Genomic DNA, 25612 nt, shown 5'->3' on the forward strand with positions numbered 1-25612 from the left:
AACTCCTTCTTCAAATTTTTAACAAAAACCAGCAAAGATATTATAATATAAAGAAATGAAAGGAACAAAAATGGGTATACTATTCAGAAGCACAAACAGGGAAGCGTCTGTAGTTGGGCTGAAAGAAGTGGTATTCAAGGGGCAACCAGAGGACTATGGATTATATATGCCAACTTCAATCCCTACCATAAGCAGGGATGAGATAGATTTATTTAAAGACAAGTCCTATGATGAGATTGCGTTTAATATTATCCACAGATTTACAGGAGAAGAAATCTCTTCTTTAGAACTTAAACATATGGTATCTACCGCATACAACTTTGAAGTTCCATTACAGGAAATATACAACGGATTTTATATTCTCTGGCTTACAAAAGGACCTACTGCTTCTTTCAAGGACTTCGCAGCGAGGATGCTTGCAAGAATAATGGAGTATTTTGCAAAGGAAGAAAAAAGAAAAATTACAGTACTTGTAGCCACATCAGGTGATACAGGAGGTGCAGTCGCAAACGCCTTTTATAACCTTGAAAATTTGAATGTTGTTGTACTCTTTCCTTACAAAGAAGTCACTGAAAGACAGAGAAGACAGATGACGACATTAGGAAGTAATATATTAGCGATTGCATTAGAAGGAAAATTTGATGACTGTCAGGCAATAGTAAAAAGGGCTTTTAATGATAGCGCATTTAAGCATCTTTCACTTACATCAGCAAATTCTATAAACTTTGGAAGATTACTACCGCAGATTGTTTACTATTTCTATGCATATTCAAGATTGAATACCGAATATATTGTATTTTCAGTTCCATCTGGGAATTTTGGTAATCTTATGGGAGGTGTATTTGCAAAAATGATGGGACTTCCTGTAAGAAAATTTGTTGTTGCAGTAAATGAAAACGATGAGTTCCCTAAATTTCTACAGACAGGTGAGTATCAACCAGTTGTACCATCAAGAGAATGCAGTTCAAATGCAATGAATGTTGGACATCCCAGTAATCTCGCACGACTTATTGACCTTTATGGTGGGTGGCTTATGGATGAGAGAGATAATAATGGGAAGGTGATAAGAAGAGGAGTTTTAAAGGTTTCCCCTGATATGGAAAGTATGAGAAAAGATTTTGTTTCTTTCTCTATAAGGGAAGAAGAGGTTGATGATGTAATAGTGAGGTTTTATAGGAAATACCATGTTTTAGTAGAGCCACATGGTGCGGTTGGTATAAAAGCAGCAGAGAAATCAGGTGAATCCTATCCTATAATATCTCTTGAAACAGCAGACCCTGCCAAATTTCCTGAAAAGATAAAGTCATTACTGGGGATAGACCCACCTGTTCCCGCTTCTCTTAAAGACCTTGACAGTAGAAAAGAAGAGTTTGTAATAATTGAAAACAGTTATGAAAGATTTAAAGAATATCTTTTAGATTTAAAATGAAATATGTGATTTTAATAATGGACGGAGCAGGGGATAGACCACTGAAGGAACTGGGTGGGAAAACACCTCTTCAGATTGCTAAAAAGCCCCATATTGATTATCTCACAAAGAAAGGAAGGTGTGGACTTTTCAAAACAATCCCTGAAAATTTTTCTACCTGTTCCGGGGTTGCAAATCTTTCAATTCTTGGATACGACCCTCTGAAATATTTTCATGGTAGAGGAGTACTTGAAGCAGGTGCAATGGGTATTAATCTTGATAAGATAGATGTGGTTTTAAGGTGTAATACTATCACCATAACAGAAGACAGAAGAATTAAAAACCACTCAGCAGGACATATATCTTCTGATGAAGCAAAAATTTTAATAGAAGAGGCAAATAAAAGATTAGGTAGTAATGAGATTATTTTTTATCCTGGAGTAAGTTACAGGCATATACTTGTATTGAAAGGCGGATATTCTTCTGATGTTGAGTGTTTTCCACCACATGACTATACAAGCACTCCATATAAACAACTGCTAGTTAAACCTAAAAGTAAAGAAGCAGTCAGAACTGCAGAGATTTTAAACAGGATAATAGAGGAGTCCTATGATATACTTGACAAACACCCTGTTAATCTTCAGAGAAAAAGACAGGGGAAAGACCCAGCAAATATGCTTTGGCCCTGGTCCCCTGGTAGAAAGCCGGTTATGGATAAATTCTATGAAAGGTTTGGAATAAAAGGTGCAGTAATATCTGCTGTGGACCTTATAAAGGGGATTGGGATATACTGTGGTTTTGATGTTATAAATGTGAAAGGGGCAACAGGGCTCTGGAATACCAACTATGAAGGCAAAGCAGATGCCTGTGTGGATGCTATGAGAAGTCATGACCTTGTTTATGTGCATGTAGAAGCAATAGATGAAGCAAGCCATGAAGGTAATATAGAACTTAAAATTAGATGTATTGAGGATTTTGACAGACGACTTGTAGGGAATATACTTCCACATATAGATATGGAGAATACTGTGATTGCAATCCTTCCAGACCATTATACTCCTGTAGAAACAGGGGCACACTCTTCTGAACCGGTACCTTTCCTGATATATAATCCACTATTGCCTCCTGATGAAGTAGAAACATTTGATGAAATATCCTGCTCTTATGGAATATATGGTTTATGTAAAGGAGATTCTCTCATAAACTACTTTTTAAAAGAGGGGATGAAATGATAAAAAAGATATATGTAAAAGTCCCTGCAAGTATAGGTAATATGGGTAGTGGTTTTGACTGCGCTGGTTTAAGTTTGAAACTGTATAATGGGTTCATTGTAGAAAGAGCAAAAAAAACAGAAATGGAATTTTCAAAATCATTTGAAGATGTATCCTCTAAAAAGATACTTTTATTATTTCTGAAAGCATTTAATTCTACATTGAAAACTAATGGTAAAGACGTATTCCCTGTAAAAGTAAACATGGAAAATAATATACCTTTCAAAAGAGGATTTGGAAGTAGTGCAACTTTAATTATTGCAGGCATTATCTCAGCATTTTTATTTATAGAGCAGAAAATTAAAAAAGAAGATATCCTTAAAATTGCACTTCCCATTGAAGGACATATTGATAATATTGCTGCTTCTCTTTATGGTGGATTTGCCATTGGTAAAGTTGATACTCTGAAAGTCATCTCCGTTAAACCACCTGACAATCTCAGAGTTATTGCATTTATCCCAGCAAAAGGACTTTCTACAAAGATTGCCAGAGAAGTTCTTCCTCAAAGTATCTCTGTTTCTGACATAGTTTATAATCTCTCCAGTATGGCATTCCTATGTGCTGCTTTTTTCTTAAAAAAATTGGACCTGTTGAAACTTGGTCTTGACGATAAATTACACCAACCATACAGAGTAAAAGTTATTCCGCATCTAAAAACATTTTTAGTGGACAAAAAACCTCTATCTGTCCTCGGAGGTTGCTTGAGTGGTGCTGGACCTTCTATTGTGTTCTTCACTGAAAGTGAAAAGACACAAAAAGTAATTTCAGATGTAAAAACCATCATAAGAAAGGAAAATCTAAAAGGAGAGGTCTTTTTGCTTTATCCCGGTGGTAAAACATCATGGAAAGTTGTAGAATAAAATAGTATAATATAAAGGTATGTTTTCACATTTAATAAAATGTACATTATAATTATTGGTTGTGGAAAAATAGGTTCTTATCTGGCAAATCTATTACAGGATGAGCATAATGTTGTTATCGTAGATAGAGAGGATAAGGCATTCTCTAAATTAGGGGATAGTTTTAATGGTCTCTATATTACAGGTGATGGACTTGACCCTGATGTTTTAAGAGAAGCAGGTATAGAAAAAGCAGACGCCCTTGTAGTAACCACAAGTAACGATAATACCAATATCGTTGTCGCACAGATTGCAAAAAAAATATTCAATGTGCCAAAAGTTGTTGCACGTGTTTCAGATATAGGTAAATCTGAGATATATAGAAATCTCGGTGTTGACCCTGTCAATAGTACAGCTATATTTGCTTCTTTTCTACGAGAAAAACTTTTAGGAAAAAATTTTACCAGTTATCTATTTGAGAGTGAGAAAATAAATGTTCTGGAAATCCAAAATACTGGGAGATATACAGGGAAAAATATTAATGATTTGAATATTTCAGGGGACTTTAAGGTAATTGCATTAATAAGAGGGGATGAACCAATTATTCCTGACGAAAGAACAATTGTTGAAGATAATGACTTTATACTCGGTATTGTCAGATTATCTGCATTAAAGAGAATAAGGAGGTTACTTAAACTTCAATGAATATCATAATAGTTGGTGGTGGAAATGTCGGATGCAACCTCGCTGAGAGATTGAGTGGAAGTAATTATGTCACACTCATAGAAAAAGACCCTGAAACAGGAAAGCGACTGGCAGGCAAAATGAATATTCTCGTTATACAGGGTGATGGATGTGATATAAACCTTCTTAAACAGGCAGGTATTACAAAAGCAGATGTTGTAGCTGCTGTTACAGGAAGTGATGTAGATAATCTTGTTGTATGTCAGATTGCAAAGGATATATTTCATGTAAAAAGGACTGTTGCAAAGGTAAATGACCCTAAGAACGAGAAGATATTCTATCAATTAGGGGTTGATATAGCAATAGGTAGTACAGCAATAATAGCCAAAGTAATAGAAGACGAGGTAAGCTGGGAGGACTTCATAACCCTTTTTACATTCAAACGTGGAAATCTTTCAATAATAAGGGTTGACCTTCCTGAAACCTCTCCTGTAATAAATCGGACTTTAAACGAAATTGAATTACCAGAGGATTCTGTTCTTGTAGCAATTATAAGAAATGGTGAGATAATGATACCTAAGATGAATTCTATTTTGAGAGAAAAAGATGAAATAATTGCTATTACGAAAGTAGAGCATGAATCACTTTTATTTAAGTCCCTGATTGGAGAAGTGAGTGAGCAATGATTGATAGATTAATAAAGTATATAAAAATTATTGAGCGTTGGATTGTTGGAATTGTATTAGAGTTGATATATCCACTTATTACTTTTTCGGCTGCTGCAATCTTGTGTTTTTTACTCTATCTCTCAGTATTTATTAAAAAATGAAGGCCAAAAAGTATATTTAACTTTTAATTTACCATGATACCTTATTTTTCCAGAGAAGACATAGGACTTATTCTGTACTACCTCGGTAAGATTATAAAAGGGATTGGAGTTATTATGTTAATCCCTCTTTTTGTTGGAGTTATAAACAAAGAATGGTTACCATCTATAAATTTTCTCTTTACTGCACTTATCTCAATTATAATTGGAAGTATTCCTGTTATAATGTTCCATGAAGATAGAGACCTTAACTGGCGACAGGGTATGAGCGTTGTTGCTCTATCATGGATTATTGCAATGCTTATCGGTGCTATTCCCCTATATCTTTCAGGACATTACATAAGTTATCTGGATGCATCCTTTGAAGCAATGAGTGCTTTTGCTACCACAGGTCTTGTTGTTGTAAATGACCTTGACCATATGTCTTACGCCTATAATTTCTGGAGGCATCTTATGTGTTTCATTGGTGGACAGGGCATTATTCTTGTAGCCCTTACACTTTTTGTTAGAGGGGGAAGTGTATTTAAAGTATATGTAGGAGAAGCACGGGAAGAAAAGATAATGCCCAATATTATCCAGACAGCAAGATTTATATGGTTTGTGAGTTTAACATATCTTGTTATAGGTACAGGCATTCTTTTCAGTATAAATCTCTTGAGAAACATCTCTCCGGGAAGAGCACTTTTTCATGCTATCTGTCTTTTTATGGCTGGATGGGACACTGCAGGATTTGCTGTACAGAGTCAAAATGTCCTTTATTATCATAGTCCTGTTGTTGAACTGGTTACTGCAATGTTCTGTTTACTGGGTGCTGTTAATTTTGGAGTACACTATGCTGCATGGACAGGTAAACCAAAGGAACTTTTAAGGAATTATGAGTTAAAACTTTATATGATAAGCATCCTTACAACTTTTTTCCTTGTATGCAGTGGTTTTATTATACATTTCCCGTTTCCTAACTTTATATCATTCTTCCGTGAAGGATTTTATCAACTTATCTCTGCACATACAGGGGTTGGATATTCAAATATAGCCTTACATAATTTTTCATACTGGCCTCCACTTGCTATACTTGGACTTATTATAGCAATGGGATTGGGTGGAAGTTCTACATCAACCTCAGGAGGAATAAAAATTTTAAGGATAGGCATCCTTCTCAAAGGTATAAAAAAAGAAATAAACGTTCTTACTTCACCTGGAGCAACTGTAGTGGTTGAAAGGTTCCATCATATCAAAGATATTACAATAGAAGACAACCATATAAAGATGGCAGCAATAATTATAATTTTATATACCGTCCTTTACTTAATAGGTGGGATAATAGGAGTGGTTTACGGATATCCGTTTCTTCCGTCTCTTTTTGAATCTGTTTCTGCCTCTGCTAATGTTGGACTTTCTATGGGAATTACATCTCCTTTTATGCCTGCAGGATTAAAAATTACATATATCATTCAGATGTGGATAGGCCGTTTAGAATTTCTATCTGTATTTGTGTTATTCAGGTTCCTGTTATCTTTGAAAAGTCCAGAATAAAAGGTGGATAATGAATATGAAAAGAATAAATTTTTTCTTAATAGTTATATCCGTCATTTTTTTAGAGATTGTCATTGCCTCATCTGATGTAAAAAAGTCAGAAAAGATTGTTCCAGTCAGGGCACTTTTTGAAAATCCTTCATTTTATGATGGGAAGGTTGTTACTGTTAAAGGTGAAGTTATAGGGGATATAATGAAAGAAGGTGAGGCATTCTGGATAAACATAAAAGATGGGGACTTCTTTATAGGGATTATTATAGATGCTTCTAATAAGGAAAAAATAAAATATACAGGTAGGTATAGAATAGTGGGAGATACTATAGAAATTTCTGGCACATATCATCTTCATTGTCCTGTCCACTATGGAGAACGGGATATACATACTGAACAATTTGAAATAGTTGAAAGTGGATATGTAATACCAGAGATGATTCAGAATGATAGAATTATCGGATGTATCTTACTCGGGATAGTTACAATATTTATACTTCTCTATTCTCAAAGGGAGAGTATCCGTAAAGATAACGTCGGTCAGCAGAAACAAAGGTAATACTTTGAAGTGTTCCTGCCTTTATATTAGTTCCTTTGAAAAGTACTGTTTTATTTGAAGAACTTTTACCAAAGGAATGGCCTCCTTTTTTATCGTTTGCCTTCAGGATGAAAATCTCATCAGTTCTTCCTACAAATCTGTTATTTCTTTTAATAGCAATCTCTTCCTGAATATCAAGAATAATTCTATGCCTTCTTTCCTTTTCTTCTTTAGGTACATCATCTTTCATTAGAGATGCTGATGTGAGTGGTCTTGGAGAATATTTAAAGACAAAAAGGTCATCAAATTCTATCTGTTTTATTGCCTGGACTGTACCATTAAAATCGTCTTCCGTTTCTGAGGGAAACCCAACTATGATGTCAGATGTAATAGTAATATCGGGTGTGGACTTACGGACTTTTTCTATAATTTCCATATATTGCATAAGAGTATATTTTCTATTCATCAATTTTAATATCCTGTCAGAACCGGACTGTAAAGGTAGATGGAGGTATTTATACAGTTTAGGTAAATTTTTAAATGAAAATATAAGAGCATCCTGAATATCTTTTGGATGTGAAGTAATAAACCCCATACGAACAATTTCTTTTATACTGTGTATTTTATCAAGCAAAGAAGGGAAATTTTCATTAATATCCTTTCCATATTCATTAACATTCTGTCCCAGTAAAATAACTTCTCTTACTCCTTTCTCAACCAGATATCCAATCTCTTTGATAATATCTTCAGACCGTTTACTTATCAGTTTCCCCCTGGTAAAAGGTACAACACAATAGGAACAGAAATTTTCACACCCTTTTGTTACCGTTATAAATGATGAAACATTACCATCAGTAAGGATATATTCTGAAATAAAAGGGCTATTATTCTCTTCTGTAATACATATCTTTTCTTTATCAGAAATTTTTAATATCTCAGGAAGTTGATTATAGTTATCAGGACTACAGATAACATTAATAAAAGCATTTTTTTTATAAATATCTTCCTTATATAAACTGGAGATGCATCCTAAAATACAGAATATTTTACCTTTTTTTTTCAAATATTTATATGAAGATAGAAAAGAAAGTGCTCTGTTTTCTGCATGCTTCCTTACACAACAGGTATTAACGGCAATAATATCTGCATCTTCAGGTTTATCAACTATCTCATAACCATTTTTAATAAGTAACGCTTTTATCTTTTCTGAATCATAGAGATTCATCTGACAACCATATGTTTTTATATAAATACTTTTCATTGAGATGCCTTTTATTTTACCATTGCCCCTTTAAAAACACATATTACCGCTGCAATTATAAATAGAGATGCAAGATAATACTCCTGCTTAAGTCCCTCCTTCATATAAATTATAGAAAAAGGTATAAAAACAGATAAGGTTATAGCCTCCTGAAGAATTTTTAACTGTCCGAGATTCATTACATTATAGCCAATACGGTTAGCAGGAACCTGTATAAGATATTCAAAAAAGGCAATTCCCCAGCTGGTAAGTGCTGCTACTATCCATGGCTTACTATTTAAGTTTTTAAGGTGCGCATACCACGCAAAAGTCATAAAGATATTACTGGATGTAAGCATTAAAGCAGTAATAAATATTTTGTACATACAACCTCCTGATTATTTCTAAAATTTATAGATTATATTTTACCTTTACATCCATAAAAGTTAAAATATATAGGGAATTTATGAAATGGAGAATGTACCGATTACCCAGTTTAGTATTCTAATACTTATAGTTCTTCTGGTGTCCTTTATTATTAGATTACTGAAACAGCCACTTATAATTGGTTATATAATTTCAGGCCTCCTCGCAGGACCTTCATTTCTCAATCTTATTCAGGATACCACACTTATTAATACCTTTTCTGAGTTCGGAATATCATTTTTATTATTTCTCATTGGACTTAATCTCTCTCCGAGTATTATAAAAGAATATAGCAAAATCTCCTTAACTACTGGGTTTGGACAGATATTCTTAACTTCCTTATTGGGTTTTTTTATATCAAAATGGTTTGGTCTTGACATAATTTCTTCTTTATACATTACAATAGGCCTGACATTTTCTTCCACTATTATTGCTATGAAATTACTTTTTGATAAAGAGGATGTAGAAAAACTGTACGGTAAAATATCTACAGGTATTCTAATTGTACAGGACTTTGTTGCTATAATCATCCTCACTGTCCTCTCATCCGTTGAAAATGAAGTGTTATCACAGGCTATTTTGGTTATTACTAAAGGTATTTTAATCGTTGGAATTCTAATTCTTTTTACCCGATACATCCTTTTTAAAATAACTCATTTCCTTATTTCTTCACAAGAATTCTTATTCCTTTTTGTTATTGTATGGGGCCTCGGGATTTCTTTTCTTTTTAGATATGCAGGATTTTCAATGGAGATGGGAGCGTTAATTGCAGGGGTTCTTCTTTCAACAGCACCATATAGTTATGCTATTACTTCTAAATTAAAAGTTCTAAGAGACTTTTTTGTTATCTTCTTTTTTGTATTTCTTGGAAATCATATAATCTTCCATGATATTGAAAATTTACTTTTATATGCATTACCTTTATCTATTTTTGTTCTTATAGGAAAGCCCATTATAATTATGCTTTTTACCGGAATTTCCGGATATACCAAAAAGACAGGTTTTATGACAGGCACTACACTATCACAGATTTCAGAGTTTTCTCTCATTATAGCAGCAATGGGGGTTAAGTTAGGACATATTTCCGCTGATATACTTTCTCTCGTTACACTTATAGGGGTTATTACAATAGGTATTTCAACGTACCTCATTATATATGCAGACAAGATCTATTCTGTCTTTTCAAAGTATTTAGGTATCTTTGAAAGAAAAAATCTTATAGAAAGGGAGATTATTAATAAACGTTTTGGATGTTTCCTTATTGGTTATAATAGAACTGGTTTTGATATTCTGAAAAGCTTACAGAAGTTATATTCTGACGTTCTTGTTATTGACTTTAACCCTGAAATTATTAAGATACTAAAACATAGAAAGATAAACTGTGTATATGGAGACGCTGAAGATATTGAATTACTGGAGATATTAAAAATTAACAGAGCATATATGGTTGTATCAACAGCACCTGACTTATCTACAAACCTATTGCTTGTAAAATTTATAAGAGAGAAAAATAAAAAAGCAGTAGTTATTCTCACTGCCAGACAGATTTCTGATGCTTTGATTCTCTATGAGAATGGTGCTGATTATGTAATACTTCCTCACTTCTTGGGTGGTCTTTACACATCTCAACTTATTGAGAAATTCAAAACCCATAGAGAAAATTATGTAGATGAGAGTGATAGACAGATACAGGAACTTATGGAACGAATAATAGAAGGGCAGGAACATCCTGTAGTGGAAAAAGAAAGAGATTGATTATACTTTTCTTAGAGAAAATATAGCACCTATCATTATACCGAAAAGGGTGACCACATTAAAATTAAAAGATATACTACATTTTAAAGATAGAACTATCAAATCAAGATTTTCAAGACACCAGCATGGTTTTATAGAGGTTGATATGATTTCATATATAACTGTCCCATTCGGAACAATCAAGAGGAGGAGTTCCCCCAATGCAGTTCCTATTAAAGCGCTTATAAAAATAATAAGTAGAATATAAAAAACTTTCATAGTAAAATTATATTTCTATAGTAGATACAAGTCAATTTTAATTGTATAATAACATCCAAAAAGGAGAAAAAGGAAATATGGATAGGAGAAAATTTCAAAAACCACCTGTAATAATGAGACCAGCACCTTTCTGGGCGATAAACGACAAAATTACACCGAAAGAGACAGCGAGGCAAATGGAAGATATTTTAAGTGTTGGACTTAGTGGTGTTTTTTTTCATTCCAGACCAGGTCTTATTACGGAATATATGAGTAAAGAATGGTTTGAATCAATAGAATCTGCACTTGAGGTAGCAAGAAAGAAAAATGGATATCTCTGGTTATATGATGAGGATCTCTGGCCAAGTGGAAATGCAGGTGGTCAGATTGCAGGAATGAAAGATGAATACAGATCAACATATCTATGTGCTGTACTATTACAGGAAGGGGAGATATTACCTCCATTAAGGGAAGAAGAAACTATACGATATGCCTACAGAATAGTCAATAGAAACGGTCTTCTACTTAAAGATTTTGAACCCATATCAATTGAGGATATTGAAAAAATAAGTGGTGAACGACTTGTTATGGTGAAAGGATATGCAAAGAGAACATCTTGGTGGAGCGGAGAGTCATACGCCAATCTACTTCATCCTGAAGCGATGAAAAAATTTATAGAACTGACCTATGAGAAGTATTATAAAAAATTAGGTAAAGAGTTTGGTAAAAGGATACCTGGTATATTTACAGATGAACCTCATATAAGAGCAGCGAAATCTCCTGGACTTCCCTGGTATGAAGGGATACCGGAAATATATAGAAAATGGACAGATAGGGATTTCTGGAATGACCTTCCATATCTATATTTTGATGGAGAAGAATCCTATTATATACGATTACTTATCTACAGAACATTGCACCGACAGTTTATAGAAGCATACAGCAAGCAAATTTATCAGTGGTGTGATAGACATAATATTGCCTATACAGGACATTATCTAATGGAAGATACTTTTGCCCAACAGATGGAAAGTAGTTATGGTAGTGTAATGTTACACTATAAATACCAGCATATTCCAGGTATAGACCACTTATGCAGGCAAATAGATAAAAACATCCCTATGCTTTTTACCATCAAACAGGTCTCTTCATCTGCCAGACAGACAGGAAGGAGGTATGTACTTTCAGAGATATTTGGCGTAAGCAGGCATACCAACACATTTCAGGATTTTAAGTGGCTGGGCGATTTTGACCTCGTATTAGGAGTTACCTTTTTCTGTCCCCATCTTAGTTGGTATTCAGGTAAAGGTAAGAGAAAACGTGACTATCCCCCTGTCTGGAACTATCAACAGACCTACTGGAAGGAACTTCCTGTGTTGAATGATTATTTTACCCGTATAGCAGTTGCACTTACTTCAGGCAGACCAGATGTAAAGATACTACTTCTTCATTCCATAGAGAGTGCAATATCCAGAAGTAGAGTTGGAGTAATATCCAAGAAGGCAGGAGATGATATTCCAGTAGATGATATAAAAGAAGCGGATGAATTAGATGGTGAAATGAGAAAAGCACTGGAAGCGATTTTAAATACTGGATATGACTGTGACCTCGGTGATGAGAACTTCATAGAAGATATGGGAAAAGTTAAAGGTAAGGAGTTTATTATAGGAAAGATATCTTATAAAATAGTAATAATCCCTCCTTCTTATACATGGAGAGAAAAAACTGTATCTCTTCTGGAGCAATTTGCTAAAAATGGCGGTATATTAATTATTCTCGGTAAGCCACCAGAAGAGATAGAAGGAAAAGATAACAAAGAGAAGTGGCATAAAATCCTTAAAAACAAAAATGTTTATTGTTTACCCAACTCTATAGAATCAATCCAGAATATTATTACAGCATTACATCCCTCAAACTATACATTAAGACCTCTTGATGGTAGATACTATACAAAAACATACATTCAACACAGAATAGATGGAAAAGAAGAGATATTTTTTATAGTAAATTCTGATAGGGAAGATGAAAGACACTATATACTTACCATAGAAAATGCAGGTAATAGAAAACTATTGAAACTGGAACCAACGACGGGGAAGATGTATATAGCAGATATAAAGGAAGATGGCGATAGTATTGTATATAAATTTACACTGGCTCCTGCAGGGTCTATATTGCTTTTACTTTCCCCAGATTATAGAAATACATCTAAAGAGAAAAAAATGCAGAATTTAGAAAATGCAGATATTATAAAACTACCTTCTCCATTTGAATTCGAACGGCAAGATGAAAATGTACTTGTGCTTGACAGGATGAGTTTTTCATTTGATGGGAAGCACTTTGAAGAAGAAAAGCCGGACTGGCGAGTAAGGAAAGAAATAGCAAGATATTTTGGAGTAGAAGAGGCGTTATACTGGCAACCATGGGTAGCGATAAAAAAAGGGATATTTGAAGGCAAAGGTGGAGAGATTATTTTAAGGTACAGGTTTATAAGTGAAATAGAGAAACCCAAAAGTTCGCTTGTTATAGAAGATATGCAGAAAGGGAAGGTATATATTAATGGCAAGGAAATTCCAGTAGATGAGAAACATTTGGAATGGCACTGGGACAGAAGTTTCAAAAAAATAAAGATAACAGAGTATGTCAGTAGAGGAGAGAACATTATTGACTTTAAAGTAAAATATGATTTTCTTACAGAGATAGAACCCGCATATATTGTAGGCGATTTTGGAGTAAAACTTATAGACCCTTATAGAGGGAAATTAACAGAAGAACCAAAGGTATTGGAGATGGGTTCATGGGTACATCAGGGCTATCCTTTTTACAGCGGAAGAATGCTCTATAAGGCAACGTTCAATATACGTAGAAGAAAAAAACAGGTTTTTGTAAAACTTTCTAATCCATCAGGTATTCTATTTAAAGTAAATGTAAATGGGAAAGGAGCAGGAAAGATTTTGTGGCAACCATATATACTTGACATCACAAAATTTGTAAGGGATGGGAATAATACTATTGCTGTTGAACTTATATCTTCTCTTCAGAATACATGGGGACCACTACATGAAAAAGATGGAGATGATAATCTCTGGTGTGGAAATAATGCCTTTACAGAAGAGAAAGTAATAAAAGAAGAATTCTCTCTATTTAATTACGGTATAGAGGGGTTAGAAATACTTCTATGGTAAACTATTGCTTTGAACCGAATAGATACCTTTTAAGATTGCTTTCAGAGACAATATCCATATTAGTAAATTGAATACCATATATATAAAGATTTCTATATTTCCCTGTATTCTTTATGATAAAGGATGCTTTAAAATCAAGTTTGGAATGGCGATAAGGGAAACTGGTCTCTACATCATAGGAAATATCCTGTTCAAGTTGCTCAGATGTTTCTATCCTTGCTCCCTTTGTACTTATATTCAATATAGTACCTTTTATAATATGCCTTTTCCTAAACATCCCTGCTGTGTAAAAAATAGTTGCGGGTAAAGCAGGTGTTTCAAACCTTAGTTCTCTTCTTCTCTCTACTTCAATATTTGTCTCTGCTGTCACCATCGCCCTTGAAGGTGGCTGAAAAAATGTCTTCCCTGCTATGAAGTATTTACTACCTTTATATTCAAAGAATATCTCTCCCCGCTTTCCCATCTCTGCAGTTATTAAAGGAGAGTCCGGATTAAATTCAAAAATAATCTTTCTTTTGGGAAGGTCTATATCTGCAATTTTCCCTTCAATGATGGAGTTATCTATATAGAGAAAAGCATTTTTTACTTCCTCTAACCTTATCTCCACAAAAAAATTATACCTCTTTAATAAAAAAAGTGCAAGAGAGAGAAGGTATGGATTTAAAAATCAATTAATGGTAAAATAATAATTTATAAAAAAAGGTGCAGGAGATGGAAATCAGGGTAAGACCTGGATATATCATTGATGGTTATATATTAGAAGAGATGGTTGGCTCCGGTGGATTTGCAACTGTCTATAAAGCAAGAAGTATAGAGCCTATTCCACAATTTTACTCAATAATAGCAATTAAGGTATTACATCCGAGACGACTGGACAGATGGCAAATAAGAAGATTCGTAAAAGAAGTAAAAATGGCTACTATGCTTGAACATCCAAATATAGTTAAGGTATTTGGGATAAGAAAACAGGAGGGCAACTACTTCAGTTTTATGGAATTTCTAGATACAGACCTTTTAAAAGCAATCAGAACAAAACCTGAACTTTTTAATCACGAAAATATAGTAGAAATAATAAAAAAAGCAGGATATGGACTTGAATATATACATAGGAATGGTATTATCCATAAGGATGTTAATCCATCAAATATACTTCTTTCCTACTCAATGGATAAAATCAAAATGACTGATTTTGGATTAGCAACAAAAAAATTGTTTTTCCTGCATCATTTAAAACAGGAGAACAGTCCTGGGGGAGGAACTGAAGGTTATATCGCTCCTGAAAGGATGAAAGGACTACCTGTAGATATAAGGTCTGATATCTACTCTTTTGGTAAAACAATTCAGAGGGTATATTCTGAACTTGGATTTGAAATACCGGAGAATATAAAATATGTTATTGATATATCTACAAAATCCGAACCTAAAGAACGATTTATTGATATGAGAGAATTACTTTATTTCCTTGATAGATAAAACTTATGGAAGATAAAAAGAAAATATCTTATTAATATTCTACTTTTAAGTTATTCTATATGAAGATTTTATATTCTGAGGAGTTTCTTGGATATCGTGAACCAGGACATCCTGAATCTCCTGAAAGAGTAAAGGTAATAAAGGATTTTTTACAAAAAAAAGAGATAGGAGATTTTATTTCCCCTAATCCATGTACTGAAGAAGATATATTACTAGCACATACAGAAGAGTTAGTAAAAAAAGTAAAGGAAAACCTCTTTTATGACTCTGATACTCCAAATATCCATAATATCTACTACTATGCCACATTATCCTGTGGTTCTGCAATTAATGCTGCTTCTATTGCTATTAATGGAGATATTGCATTCTCACTTGCCAGACCACCTGGACATCATGCAGGTAGAAATAGGTTAGGGGGTTTCTGCTATTTCAATAATATGGCAGTTGCAGTAAAAAAAACACTAAAAGAACATAGATTAAAAATTGCTGTAGTAGATATAGATGGGCACCATGGTAACGGGACAGAAGAGATATTGAAAGGAGAAGAAAATATAATATATATCTCTTTACATCAATACCCTGCATTCCCTGGCACAGGTATATCCTCTTTTAGTAATTGTTATAATTTCCCGATATTTCCAGATAGCACACCAGAAAATTATCTTCAGAAATTTGAAAAGGCAGTGGATATAATTAAAAAGTTTTCTCCTGACCTGTTAGGTATATCTCTCGGTCTGGATGCTCACCATTCAGACCCATTACTAAATATGCCTCTTGAAGATAAACACTATTACGAAATGGCAAAAAAAATATCTCTAATAACAGAAAATATTTTTATTTTGCTTGAAGGAGGTTATAATGTAAATACAGTGGGAAATACCTGTTATTGCTTTATCAATGGACTTGTTTCTGAAAGGAATAAAAAATGAACATAGAAGAGTTAACAAAGCAAAGAAGAGTTGTGATAACAGATGGAAGTATGGGAACTTATCTTGAAATCCTCGGATACAAAGGAAAAACCCCAGAACTCGCCGTTATTGAAAACCCTGACCTTATAAGAAAAATCCATATAGAGTATATTGAAGCAGGGGCACAGATTATACTTACAAATACTTTTGGTGCTAATGGATTGCGACTTAGCAAAAAGGGTATGTATGGAAAGATAACGGATATAAATTCAAGGGCAGTAGAAATTGCTGTTGACGCAAAACAAGGAAAAGATACTATCATCGCTGGAGATATAGGACCAACGGGAGAACTCCTTGAACCCTACGGAAATCTTATAACTGAAGAAGCGCGTGATGTCTTTGTACAGCAGGCAACGATATTAACTGAAGCAGGTGTGGATTTTATCCTCCTTGAGACATTCCAGGACCTTGAAGAATTAAAAGTTGCTTTCAGTTCTATTAGAGAAAATCTTAATTGTTTTGTGCTTCCTTCTATAACCTTAACATCAGGAGATAATCCTAAAACACTTATGGGACAGGGACTGGAAGACATAGTGAAATTTGCTGAAAGAGAAAAAATTGGAGTTCTTGGAATAAATTGTGGAATTTCAAGTAAAGAGATGGTAAAAGTAGTTAAAAAATTAAAAGATATCACAGATATCCCTCTATGGATAAAACCCAACGCAGGACAACCATATCTTGATAAGGAGAAAGTTATCTATCCTGAATGTGTTGAAGAGTTTGTCAGCAATTGTCTCCAGATGGTAGAAGACGGGGTAAGATTTATAGGTGGATGTTGCGGAACCACGCCACAGTACATAAAACTCTTAAAGGCAGGAATAGATGAAAATAGTTGAAGTGGTTTTTGATATTCCTGTTGATAAACCATTTTCTTATCTTGCAGGCAAATTTTCAGAAAATATATGCAGAGGTGTACGGGTTTGTGCTCCCTTTGGGAAACAAAAAAAAGTAGGGCTGGTTATTTCTGTCAAAGATATTACAGATGCAGATATAAACACCTATAAAAATATTCTTTCTGTGTATGATACTCTTCCTCTTTTGAATGATGCCCTTTTCACTCTATCTGATTTTATCTCAAAGAAATACTTTTCCTCTTTAGGACAGACACTCTTTGCTATGATAGGAGGCCTTCCACTGAAATATAAACATTCCATCATATCATTAACTAATAAAGAGGACTCTATCTGTCAGAGTTATAGCAAGAAATATCTTCTCTTCCCGAAAGATGTAAAGAGGAAAGAAATATATATAAAGATTATCCAATCAGTACAGAATGGTTCAATACTCCTGTTATTCCCTGAAGTATCTCTCGCTGAAGAATATTACAGGGAAATCTTTAACACATACAGAAACAGAGTAGTTTTATTCCATTCTGAATTGAAAAAGGATGCAAAGATAGCCATATGGCTGAAAATGTTAACAGAAAAGAATCTCATTGTTATCGGAACAAGGATTGCTGTATTTTCTCCTGTGGCAGATATAAAAACAATCATAATAGACAGGGGAAATGACCATGCTTATAATGAACAACAAACCCCTAAATACAACACTTTTGAAGTTGCGGAGTTCAGATGCAAGTTTTACCGAATACCTTTTATTATAGGAGAAACAGCCCTCTCTATAAGAGAATATCTTGATATCCATAAACATAACTATTCAAGTGAGGTCCATAATAAAGAGAAATTACCGTCTATATATACTGTATTTATAAGCAGAAAAACAGTTGATAAAGACATTTCATTTTTTGCAACAGATACAGTTTCAATCTTAGAGGAGACACTACTTAAAAAAGGAAAGGTTGCTGTTATACATAACAGTAAAGGTACTTCCAGAATACTGAGATGTGAAAAATGTGAATATAAGTTTCCATGTGATACCTGTAGTTATCCTACGGTTCTATCAGAAGACGGGAAAAATCTACTGTGCAGATTCTGTAAAACAACCATACCTTTTGAAAAAAAGTGCCCTGCCTGTAAAAGTAAAAGAGTGGAGGAAAGGGTATATGGTATTGAAAAGATATTCAGGGTATTAAAAACATTTTATCCTGATTTTAAAATTACAAAATTTACAAGTGGAATGAATACCTATGAGGACTCTGATATTGTTATTGGTACAATTGCCATTAAGAAAATTTTTATGAGATATAGATTTTCTCTTGTAATTATAATAAATGGAGAGAGTTTCCTTAATACCCCTGACTATAACAGCGAAGAGAAGTTTTTAATTACTATCAATGAGATAAAAGGGCTTATAGATAATCCTGAATGTAAAATTCTTATACAGACAAGAAGCCCAAACCTTGAAATATACAGAGCTCTGGTTGAGAATAACCCGGAAATATTTTACAGTAAAGAAATATCTGTAAGAAAACAACTTCTTTATCCGCCATTTTCAGAGATGATAAAAATAGAGATAAAAGGTACCAGAAAAGATGTTTTTGAACGCAAGAAAAGGTTGGTGGAGGAGTATATAAAGGAAAAAGGATATGAACTATTTTATTCTGGCCCTTCTTTCCCACCCGTAAAAAAAGGAAAGGGTATCTGGAAATATCTTTTAAGATTCAGAGATAACTTTGATAGAGAAGAGATAAAAAAGTTGGTCTCTGAATTAGATGCAACAGTAGAAGTCAATCCTGAACAGATTTAATGGTTATAAGTTGTATTAAATACCCTATATCATATATCACTACCTACGTCCCCAGTTCCTCAAGAGATAGAAAAAGATTTAATGCTGTCTGGTTTCACTGTGTTTTAATATCCTTCTGATTTCTTGAATTTGCTGGAAGAATCATAGCAGTACTATCCTTTTACAACTGCATACTTACTTTGTCATAAGGAAACAATCCATTGCCAGAGAGATTACTTTTGAGAAATGCAGGGTTATTTACATCTGTAATAAAAAAATGATACAATTTATTTACAGGGCGGTTAGCTCAGCTGGATAGAGTGCTACGTTGACATCGTAGAGGTCGCAGGTTCAAGTCCTGCACCGCCCACTATAGTTCTTCGTTGAAAAAGGATTGAACCGAGACCTCCAAAGGGTAAGAGGGAAAAGTATTTTCCCTCGTGTATTCCGTATTGGGGGGAGGACTATATCAGGAAGGGGGAAGCACCCCCTCCTGAAGAGCAAAGCGAGAGGTCGCAGGTTCAAGTCCTGCACCGCCCACTACCTTTCTATATAAGATTCCTTCTCCTTTGAAGAAAGAAGGGTAGAACAAGTATAAACATTTAGCACAAATGAAAGAACTTTTTGAAACATCCGAAAAGAAAGATACTTTTAAAAACCAGCCACTTGCAATCAGAATGAGACCACAATCCATTTCTGATTTTGTAGGTCAGACACACATCATGAGAGAAGGTAAACCCCTCAGAAATATGATTGAACAGGATAAAATAACCTCTCTTATTTTTTATGGACCACCCGGTTGTGGTAAAACCGCTCTTGCTACTATTATAGCAAGACATACAAAAAATTATTTCCATCATCTTAATGCAGTAACCTCTACAGTTGCAGATGTAAGAGAGGTTATAGCAGTTGCTGAACAGCGACTAAAAGAAACGGGGAAGAAAACTATACTTTTCCTTGATGAAATAGCACACTTCAATAAACTCCAACAGGATGCTCTGATGAAAGATGTTGAAGAAGGGACTATCATCCTTATAGGTGCTACAACACACAACCCTTATTACTACATAAATACCCCTTTACTATCAAGAAGTACGGTATTCCAGTTTAATCCTCTTTCAGAAGATGAGGTAAAAAAAATATTAAAACGTGCAATTGTAGACAGTGAAAGAGGACTTGGAAATATAAAAATAGTAATTACTGAAGAGACACTCTCTTATATTGCAAAAGTTAGTGAAGGAGATGCGAGAAGAGCACTGAATATACTTGAATTATCCATACTATCTGTACCTTCAGAAAAAGGGATAAACATAACATATGATTCAGTAAAAGAAATTGTTCAGAATAAAATCATTGCCTACGATAGAGACGAAGACCAGCATTATGAGACAATCTCTGCCTTTATTAAAAGTATGCGTGGTTCTGACCCTGATGCTTCACTTTACTGGCTCGCAAAGATGATAGTCGGTGGAGAAGACCCACGTTTTATTGCGAGGAGAATGATTATCTTTGCTTCAGAAGATATAGGTAATGCAGAACCACAGGCACTCTCTATTGCTACAAATTGTTTCTATGCTGTAGATGTTGTTGGAATGCCTGAAGCAAAGATTATACTGGCTCAGACAGCGATATATCTTTCTACAGCACCAAAAAGTAATTCATCCTATAAGGCGATTGAAAATGCAATAGATGAGATTAAAAAAGAAAGGATAGTGGATATACCAGAACATCTAACCCAAAAAGGACAGAAAAAATATCTTTACCCTCATAATTTCCCAGAACATTATGTTCCGCAGATATATATGCCCTTGAATAAAATATTTTACATTCCTTCAGATTCAGGATATGAAAAGAAAATAAAGTTTTTTCTAAAGCATATAGAACGACTGAAAAATGACTATGAAAAGCGAAATCAGAAGGGAAATACTGGAGAGAAGAAAATATCTGGATGAAAACTTATGGATAGAAAAAAGTATAAAAGTCCAGAAAACACTGATAGAGAAGGATTTTTATAAAAACACCTCATCTATCCTCGTCTATTGTTATTTTGATAAAGAAGTAATGACAGATATTATCATAAATGACGCCCTTGAAAAAAATAAGGTGGTATGTATTCCCTATAATGAGTGGGAGGCCCAGACATTTATACCATCAAGGATATATTCAGTAGAGGATATAGATAGGACAAAAAAAATTCCCCAGCCGTTTAAAAAAAATCCATTCCCTCCTGAATCTATACAGGTTGCTATTATTCCTGGTGTTGCTTTTGATATATATGGCAGTAGAATAGGAATGGGGAAAGGTTTTTTTGATAAATTTCTTAAAATTGCTAACAGAGATATGCTGAAGGTTTCACTTGCCTTTGATTTTCAAGTTCTGGATAAAAAACTCCCTGTAGATATATGGGACCAGAAGGTGGATATTATAATAACTGAAACAAGAGTTATAAAAACGAGTATATAATGGCAAAGAAACTTATATATAAAGAACTTACAAAACTTATAAGAACAAAACCAGTTATTCTTATTGTCACACTTCACCCTGATGGCACTGTTAATGCTGGCACTTTTGGGGCATATACAAACCTTTCTTCTGACCGTATAGGCATTTCTATATGGAAGACAAGCCATACCTGTAAAAATATAAAAAGGACAGGAGAATTTACTGTAAATGTTCTCACAAGAAACATTGCTTCCGCTTCTGAAATATGTGCTGAAGAAATACCTACTTCTAAAAGTGAGATTGAAATTGCAGGACTTACTACCTTACCATCAAAGAAAGTAAAAACTCCTATAGTAAAAGAATGCGTGGCAAACCTTGAATGTATATTTGAAAAGAGAATAGAGATAGGATATTATAATTTTATCATTGCAAAATGTATTATTGGACACATAGAACAGAAATTTATTGATATTGATGGAGGTCTGGATGTTATAAAAGCAAAGGTGATATATAACATAAGATACCCTGAACCACTTTATGCTGTACTATCCAAACCTTTTAAAATTTAAACTCTCCAATATCTTTCCTTTCAAGAGAGATAGGGTAGAGTGGAAGGAGTAAAAATGGAAGAAAATAAAGAACTGGTTGAAAATCCTGATTATCCGCTACACCTTACAGATGAAAATTTTGAAGAAGCAATAAAAAAGTATAATGTAATCGTAGTGGACTTCTGGGCATCATGGTGTATGCCCTGTAAAATGATAGCCCCTGCAATAGAAAATCTTGCAAAGAAACTTAAGGGGAAAGTTGTTTTTGGTAAACTTAATGTTGATGAAAGTCCTTCTGTACCATCAAAGTTCAATATAATGTCAATTCCAACACTTATTGTTTTTAAAGATGGTAATGTTGCAGGAACCTTTATAGGTACAATGCCTGAACATATTCTTGAAGAGAAAATTCTATCAGTTATATGATATATTCTATTCACTCGCCCTTTGATAAAAGAGGGTCAGGATAAGGTGGATAACATAAAAAGGAGGAATGTATGAAAAACATACTTCAGATTAATTACTGGACACTCGGTGGCTTTGAAGGAAAAACTCCTATAGAAGATGCAATAAAAGAAGTAAAGGAGATGTGCCTTGATGGTATTGAACTCACATTTGGTTCAGGAGAATTTTCTTCAGGAATAACCAGAGATAGATGTAAAGAAATTAAAAAATTTGCTGATTCCACAGGAGTGAAGATAGATACCTGTGCTACAGGAGTATACTGGGACCTCTCACTCGCTTCTCCATCAAACTCCATAAGAAAAAAGGCAATTGCCTTCACAAAAGAATATATTCAGGTTGCATCATGGGTTGGTGCTAAAATATGCCTCGTTGTTCCAGGTGCTGTTTTTGTTCCATGGGATGATAAAAAACCTGTTATTCCTTATGCAAAGGTATGGGAACTGGCAACCGCTTCAATTAAAGAACTTATTCCTTTTGCAAAAAAAGCAGGGATTATTATAGGAATAGAAAATGTATGGAACGGTTTTCTCGCGGACCCTGTTGCTATGAGGATATTTATTGACCAGTTCAAAAGTAAATACGTGGGAGTATATTTTGATATAGCAAACTGCATTATAAACGGTTTTCCTGAACACTGGATTGAGATACTGAACAAAAGAATAGTTGCCATACACATAAAAAACTTTAAAAGAAATGACTGTGCGGGTGGACTGCATGGATTTGGTGATGACCTGCTTTCTGGTGATGTAAACTTTGATGGAGTGATAAAAGCACTAAAGAAGATTAATTATAAAGGACCTCTTACTGCAGAGATGATACCTTTTTCACGGTTACCTGACCTTGTTCTGCCTGATACACCACTTGCGAGAGACACAGCAAAGAAGATGATACAGATATTTAGAAATAGATAATTTTATTGTATCTTCCTTATCTGTGGGAAGAACGAATAAAACAGGAATATGAAAGGGTAACACTACTTCTCTTCTTTCAATTTTTTCATTTTTTCACGGTAGTATATTGCCTCTTCAAAGTCAAGCCGTTTCGCAGCAGCCATCATCTTTTTCTCAAGCCGTTTTATTGTCTGGAACAGGTCCTTTCCATAAAACTCTTCTTCCTGTTGTTCAAATGTTCTTTCCTCTATTCGTTTCTTACTTCCTATAATTTCAGTAATACTTTTATATATGGGTTTTTCAACTGACTTTGGGGTTATATTATGAATTTTGTTATACTCTATCTGTTTCTTTCTTCTTCTCTCTGTCTCCTCTATGGCTTCCTTCATTGCATTAGTGTATTTATCCGCATACATCACCACCTCACCATCAATACTTCTTGCTGCTCTCCCTGATATCTGAATAAGTGAAGTTGATGACCTTAAGAATCCCTCCTTATCTGCATCAAGTATTGCCACTAAACTTACCTCAGGAAGGTCAAGTCCTTCCCTTAAAAGGTTTATACCCACAAGTACATCAAACTTTGCTTCCCTTAAACTTTTCAAAATCTCAACCCTTTCCAGTGTGTCTATCTCATAGTGGAGGTAATGTACTTTTATATCAAACTCCTTAAGATAATCAGCAATCTCTTCTGCGAGATGTTTACTTACTGTAATTACAAGTACCCTCTGTTTCTTTGCTATCCTGCCTTTTATTCTTTCTATCAGGTCCTTTATCTGGTTCTCTGTGGGAACTACAGTTATGGGTGGGTCTACCAATCCAGTAGGTCTTATAATTTGTTCTGCAATAAGAGGAGATGGCTCACCTATCCTCTTCACACCACAATGTTTCAATTCATATTCTCCTGGTGTTGCAGATACATATATCACCTGGTTTACAAGATTTTCAAACTCGTGGAACATAAGAGGTCTATTGTCAAGTGCTGATGGAAGACGGAACCCATACTCTACAAGTGTCTCTTTCCTTGACCTGTCCCCATGGAACATTCCTCTAATTTGTGGAATTGTAACATGGGATTCATCAATAAATATCAGGTAGTCGTCAGGATAATAATCCAGTAAAACTTCAGGTCTTTCTCCGGGTAGCCGTCCTGCGAGATGCCTGCTGTAGTTCTCAATCCCATGGCAGTATCCTAATTCTTCCAGCATTTCAATATCATTGAGTGTCCTTCGTTCTATCCTTTCTGCTTCCAGTGGTTTATTTACCTTTTTGAAAAATTCTACTCTCTCTTTAAGTTCCTCCTTGATTGTCTCAATCGCCCGCTTTAATTTATCCTCTGGTGTTACAAAATGTTTTGCAGGGTATATAAACACCTCATCCTCTTCAGAAACCTCCTTCCCTGTCAACGGGTCAAACCTGATAATTTTTACAATAGTATTTCCTATTATACCTATCCTTATACCAATTTCTTCATAAGAAGGTATAATTTCAATATTATTTCCTCTTACTCTGAATTTCCCTCTGGTAAGGTCAAATTCATTCCTTTCATACTGGGTTTCTACAAGCCGTTTTAATATGGACTTCCTATCTATAATCTGTCCCTTTGTAAGATGCAACATCATCGCTTTGTGGTCTTCAGGACTTCCTATGGGATATATACAGGAGACACTCGCTACAATAATTACATCTCTCGCTGAAAGAAGAGCACTTGTTGCAGCAAGTCGCAATCGGTCAATATCCTCATTTATTGCCGCATCCTTTTCAATATATGTATCCGTCGCAGGAATATATGCCTCTGGCTGGTAGTAGTCATAATAACTCACAAAATACCTGACCTTGTTTTCAGGGAAGAACTCCCTGAACTCACTGTATAACTGTGCTGCGAGTGTTTTATTGTGTGATATTACGAGGGTAGGGCGATTTACTGCAGAAATAACATTCGCCATTGTAAATGTCTTCCCACTGCCAGTGACACCGAGAAGAACCTGTTTTTTCTCCCCTTTTTCAAGGTTTTTTACAAGTGTCTCTATCGCCTTTGGCTGGTCTCCTGCTGGCTTATAAGGTGCTACAAGTTTAAACCTCTCCATAATTTATAATTATACCCCTATTCCCCTCTTTCTGTAATTTGCCCTACTACTTTCTTTTCTTCAGAACGAGAATACAAAATGGAAATAATGGGAAGATAATTTATAACTTAAATAGACCTTTGAAGCCGAGGAATGCCAAACTCATAAGTCCTGTAAGGATGAATGCAATGGGAACCCCTCT

The 25612-nt window shown here is 34.5% G+C and carries 23 protein-coding genes and 1 tRNA gene; 19 read left to right on the plus strand and 5 right to left on the minus strand.

Annotated features, from left to right (window positions below; translation table 11 throughout):
• The first annotated feature begins 55 nt into the window (after positions 1-55).
• The 7 genes from thrC (at position 56) to N3D17_04370 (ending at position 7111) form a co-directional block, all read left to right on the plus strand.
• Positions 56-1429, plus strand: a complete 1374-nt coding sequence (gene thrC / locus N3D17_04340) for a threonine synthase (GenBank protein ID MCX8082606.1) — start codon at positions 56-58, stop codon at positions 1427-1429.
• Positions 1426-2640: a cofactor-independent phosphoglycerate mutase gene (locus N3D17_04345; GenBank protein ID MCX8082607.1), complete on the plus strand. Its 1215-nt coding sequence runs from the start codon at positions 1426-1428 to the stop codon at positions 2638-2640. The genes thrC and N3D17_04345 overlap by 4 nt, the downstream gene beginning before the upstream one ends.
• A complete protein-coding gene (gene thrB / locus N3D17_04350) occupies positions 2637-3539 on the plus strand; it encodes a homoserine kinase (GenBank protein ID MCX8082608.1) in 903 nt (300 codons plus the stop codon). Before N3D17_04345 ends, thrB begins: the two co-directional genes overlap by 4 nt.
• A gap of 39 nt (positions 3540-3578) precedes the next feature.
• The gene (locus N3D17_04355) at positions 3579-4223 is read left to right on the plus strand and encodes a TrkA family potassium uptake protein (protein ID MCX8082609.1); all 645 of its coding nucleotides are present in this window, start codon (positions 3579-3581) and stop codon (positions 4221-4223) included.
• Positions 4220-4888, plus strand: a complete 669-nt coding sequence (locus N3D17_04360; GenBank protein MCX8082610.1) for an NAD-binding protein — start codon at positions 4220-4222, stop codon at positions 4886-4888. The genes N3D17_04355 and N3D17_04360 overlap by 4 nt, the downstream gene beginning before the upstream one ends.
• Positions 4889-5064: 176 nt before the next feature.
• Positions 5065-6561 carry a TrkH family potassium uptake protein gene (locus N3D17_04365; protein MCX8082611.1) on the plus strand — a complete coding sequence of 499 codons (1497 nt, stop codon included), beginning with the start codon at positions 5065-5067 and terminating at the stop codon, positions 6559-6561.
• A 16-nt stretch (positions 6562-6577) separates the two neighbouring features.
• The gene (locus tag N3D17_04370) at positions 6578-7111 is read left to right on the plus strand and encodes a DNA-binding protein (protein MCX8082612.1); all 534 of its coding nucleotides are present in this window, start codon (positions 6578-6580) and stop codon (positions 7109-7111) included.
• On the opposite strand, the gene miaB is transcribed toward N3D17_04370, so the two are convergent.
• A complete protein-coding gene (miaB, locus tag N3D17_04375; GenBank protein MCX8082613.1) occupies positions 7044-8351 on the minus strand; it encodes a tRNA (N6-isopentenyl adenosine(37)-C2)-methylthiotransferase MiaB in 1308 nt (435 codons plus the stop codon). The genes N3D17_04370 and miaB overlap by 68 nt on opposite strands.
• An 11-nt stretch (positions 8352-8362) precedes the next feature.
• A complete protein-coding gene (locus tag N3D17_04380) occupies positions 8363-8716 on the minus strand; it encodes a DMT family protein (GenBank protein ID MCX8082614.1) in 354 nt (117 codons plus the stop codon).
• Between the two features lie 85 nt (positions 8717-8801).
• Between N3D17_04380 and N3D17_04385 the strand changes: the two genes are divergently transcribed.
• Positions 8802-10511, plus strand: a complete 1710-nt coding sequence (locus tag N3D17_04385) for a cation:proton antiporter (GenBank protein MCX8082615.1) — start codon at positions 8802-8804, stop codon at positions 10509-10511.
• On the opposite strand, the gene N3D17_04390 is transcribed toward N3D17_04385, so the two are convergent.
• Positions 10512-10769: a hypothetical protein gene (locus tag N3D17_04390; protein ID MCX8082616.1), complete on the minus strand. Its 258-nt coding sequence runs from the start codon at positions 10767-10769 to the stop codon at positions 10512-10514.
• 77 nt (positions 10770-10846) lie between these two features.
• Between N3D17_04390 and N3D17_04395 the strand changes: the two genes are divergently transcribed.
• Positions 10847-13933 (plus strand): hypothetical protein, encoded by a 3087-nt coding sequence (locus N3D17_04395; protein MCX8082617.1) that lies wholly within the window; start codon positions 10847-10849, stop codon positions 13931-13933.
• A 1-nt stretch (position 13934) separates the two neighbouring features.
• Here the strand turns inward: N3D17_04395 and N3D17_04400 are convergent, their stop codons facing one another.
• The gene (locus tag N3D17_04400; protein ID MCX8082618.1) at positions 13935-14540 is read right to left on the minus strand and encodes a PilZ domain-containing protein; all 606 of its coding nucleotides are present in this window, start codon (positions 14538-14540) and stop codon (positions 13935-13937) included.
• A gap of 104 nt (positions 14541-14644) precedes the next feature.
• Between N3D17_04400 and N3D17_04405 the strand changes: the two genes are divergently transcribed.
• The 10 genes from N3D17_04405 (at position 14645) to N3D17_04450 (ending at position 23365) form a co-directional block, all read left to right on the plus strand.
• Positions 14645-15406 carry a serine/threonine protein kinase gene (locus tag N3D17_04405; GenBank protein MCX8082619.1) on the plus strand — a complete coding sequence of 254 codons (762 nt, stop codon included), beginning with the start codon at positions 14645-14647 and terminating at the stop codon, positions 15404-15406.
• 59 nt (positions 15407-15465) lie between these two features.
• Positions 15466-16335 (plus strand): histone deacetylase, encoded by an 870-nt coding sequence (locus N3D17_04410; GenBank protein ID MCX8082620.1) that lies wholly within the window; start codon positions 15466-15468, stop codon positions 16333-16335.
• A complete protein-coding gene (locus tag N3D17_04415) occupies positions 16332-17210 on the plus strand; it encodes a homocysteine S-methyltransferase family protein (GenBank protein MCX8082621.1) in 879 nt (292 codons plus the stop codon). The genes N3D17_04410 and N3D17_04415 overlap by 4 nt, the downstream gene beginning before the upstream one ends.
• Entirely contained in the window at positions 17197-19020 is a 1824-nt protein-coding gene (gene priA / locus N3D17_04420; GenBank protein ID MCX8082622.1) for a primosomal protein N', read from the plus strand. The genes N3D17_04415 and priA overlap by 14 nt, the downstream gene beginning before the upstream one ends.
• A gap of 275 nt (positions 19021-19295) precedes the next feature.
• A tRNA-Val gene (locus N3D17_04425) sits at positions 19296-19369 on the plus strand.
• Between the two features lie 241 nt (positions 19370-19610).
• Positions 19611-20951 (plus strand): replication-associated recombination protein A, encoded by a 1341-nt coding sequence (locus N3D17_04430; GenBank protein ID MCX8082623.1) that lies wholly within the window; start codon positions 19611-19613, stop codon positions 20949-20951.
• The gene (locus N3D17_04435) at positions 20899-21462 is read left to right on the plus strand and encodes a 5-formyltetrahydrofolate cyclo-ligase (protein ID MCX8082624.1); all 564 of its coding nucleotides are present in this window, start codon (positions 20899-20901) and stop codon (positions 21460-21462) included. The genes N3D17_04430 and N3D17_04435 overlap by 53 nt, the downstream gene beginning before the upstream one ends.
• Entirely contained in the window at positions 21462-22010 is a 549-nt protein-coding gene (locus N3D17_04440) for a flavin reductase family protein (GenBank protein MCX8082625.1), read from the plus strand. Before N3D17_04435 ends, N3D17_04440 begins: the two co-directional genes overlap by 1 nt.
• A 54-nt stretch (positions 22011-22064) precedes the next feature.
• Positions 22065-22415, plus strand: a complete 351-nt coding sequence (gene trxA, locus N3D17_04445; GenBank protein MCX8082626.1) for a thioredoxin — start codon at positions 22065-22067, stop codon at positions 22413-22415.
• A 71-nt stretch (positions 22416-22486) separates the two neighbouring features.
• Positions 22487-23365, plus strand: coding sequence for a sugar phosphate isomerase/epimerase (locus N3D17_04450; GenBank protein ID MCX8082627.1), 879 nt, complete (start codon positions 22487-22489; stop codon positions 23363-23365).
• A gap of 62 nt (positions 23366-23427) precedes the next feature.
• Here the strand turns inward: N3D17_04450 and uvrB are convergent, their stop codons facing one another.
• On the minus strand, positions 23428-25431 hold the full coding sequence (uvrB, locus tag N3D17_04455) for an excinuclease ABC subunit UvrB (protein ID MCX8082628.1): 2004 nt from the start codon (positions 25429-25431) through the stop codon (positions 23428-23430).
• Positions 25432-25612: the final 181 nt, after the last annotated feature.

This window comes from bacterium (assembly GCA_026414725.1).
Classification (GTDB): domain Bacteria; phylum Ratteibacteria; class UBA8468; order B48-G9; family JAFGKM01; genus JAAYXZ01.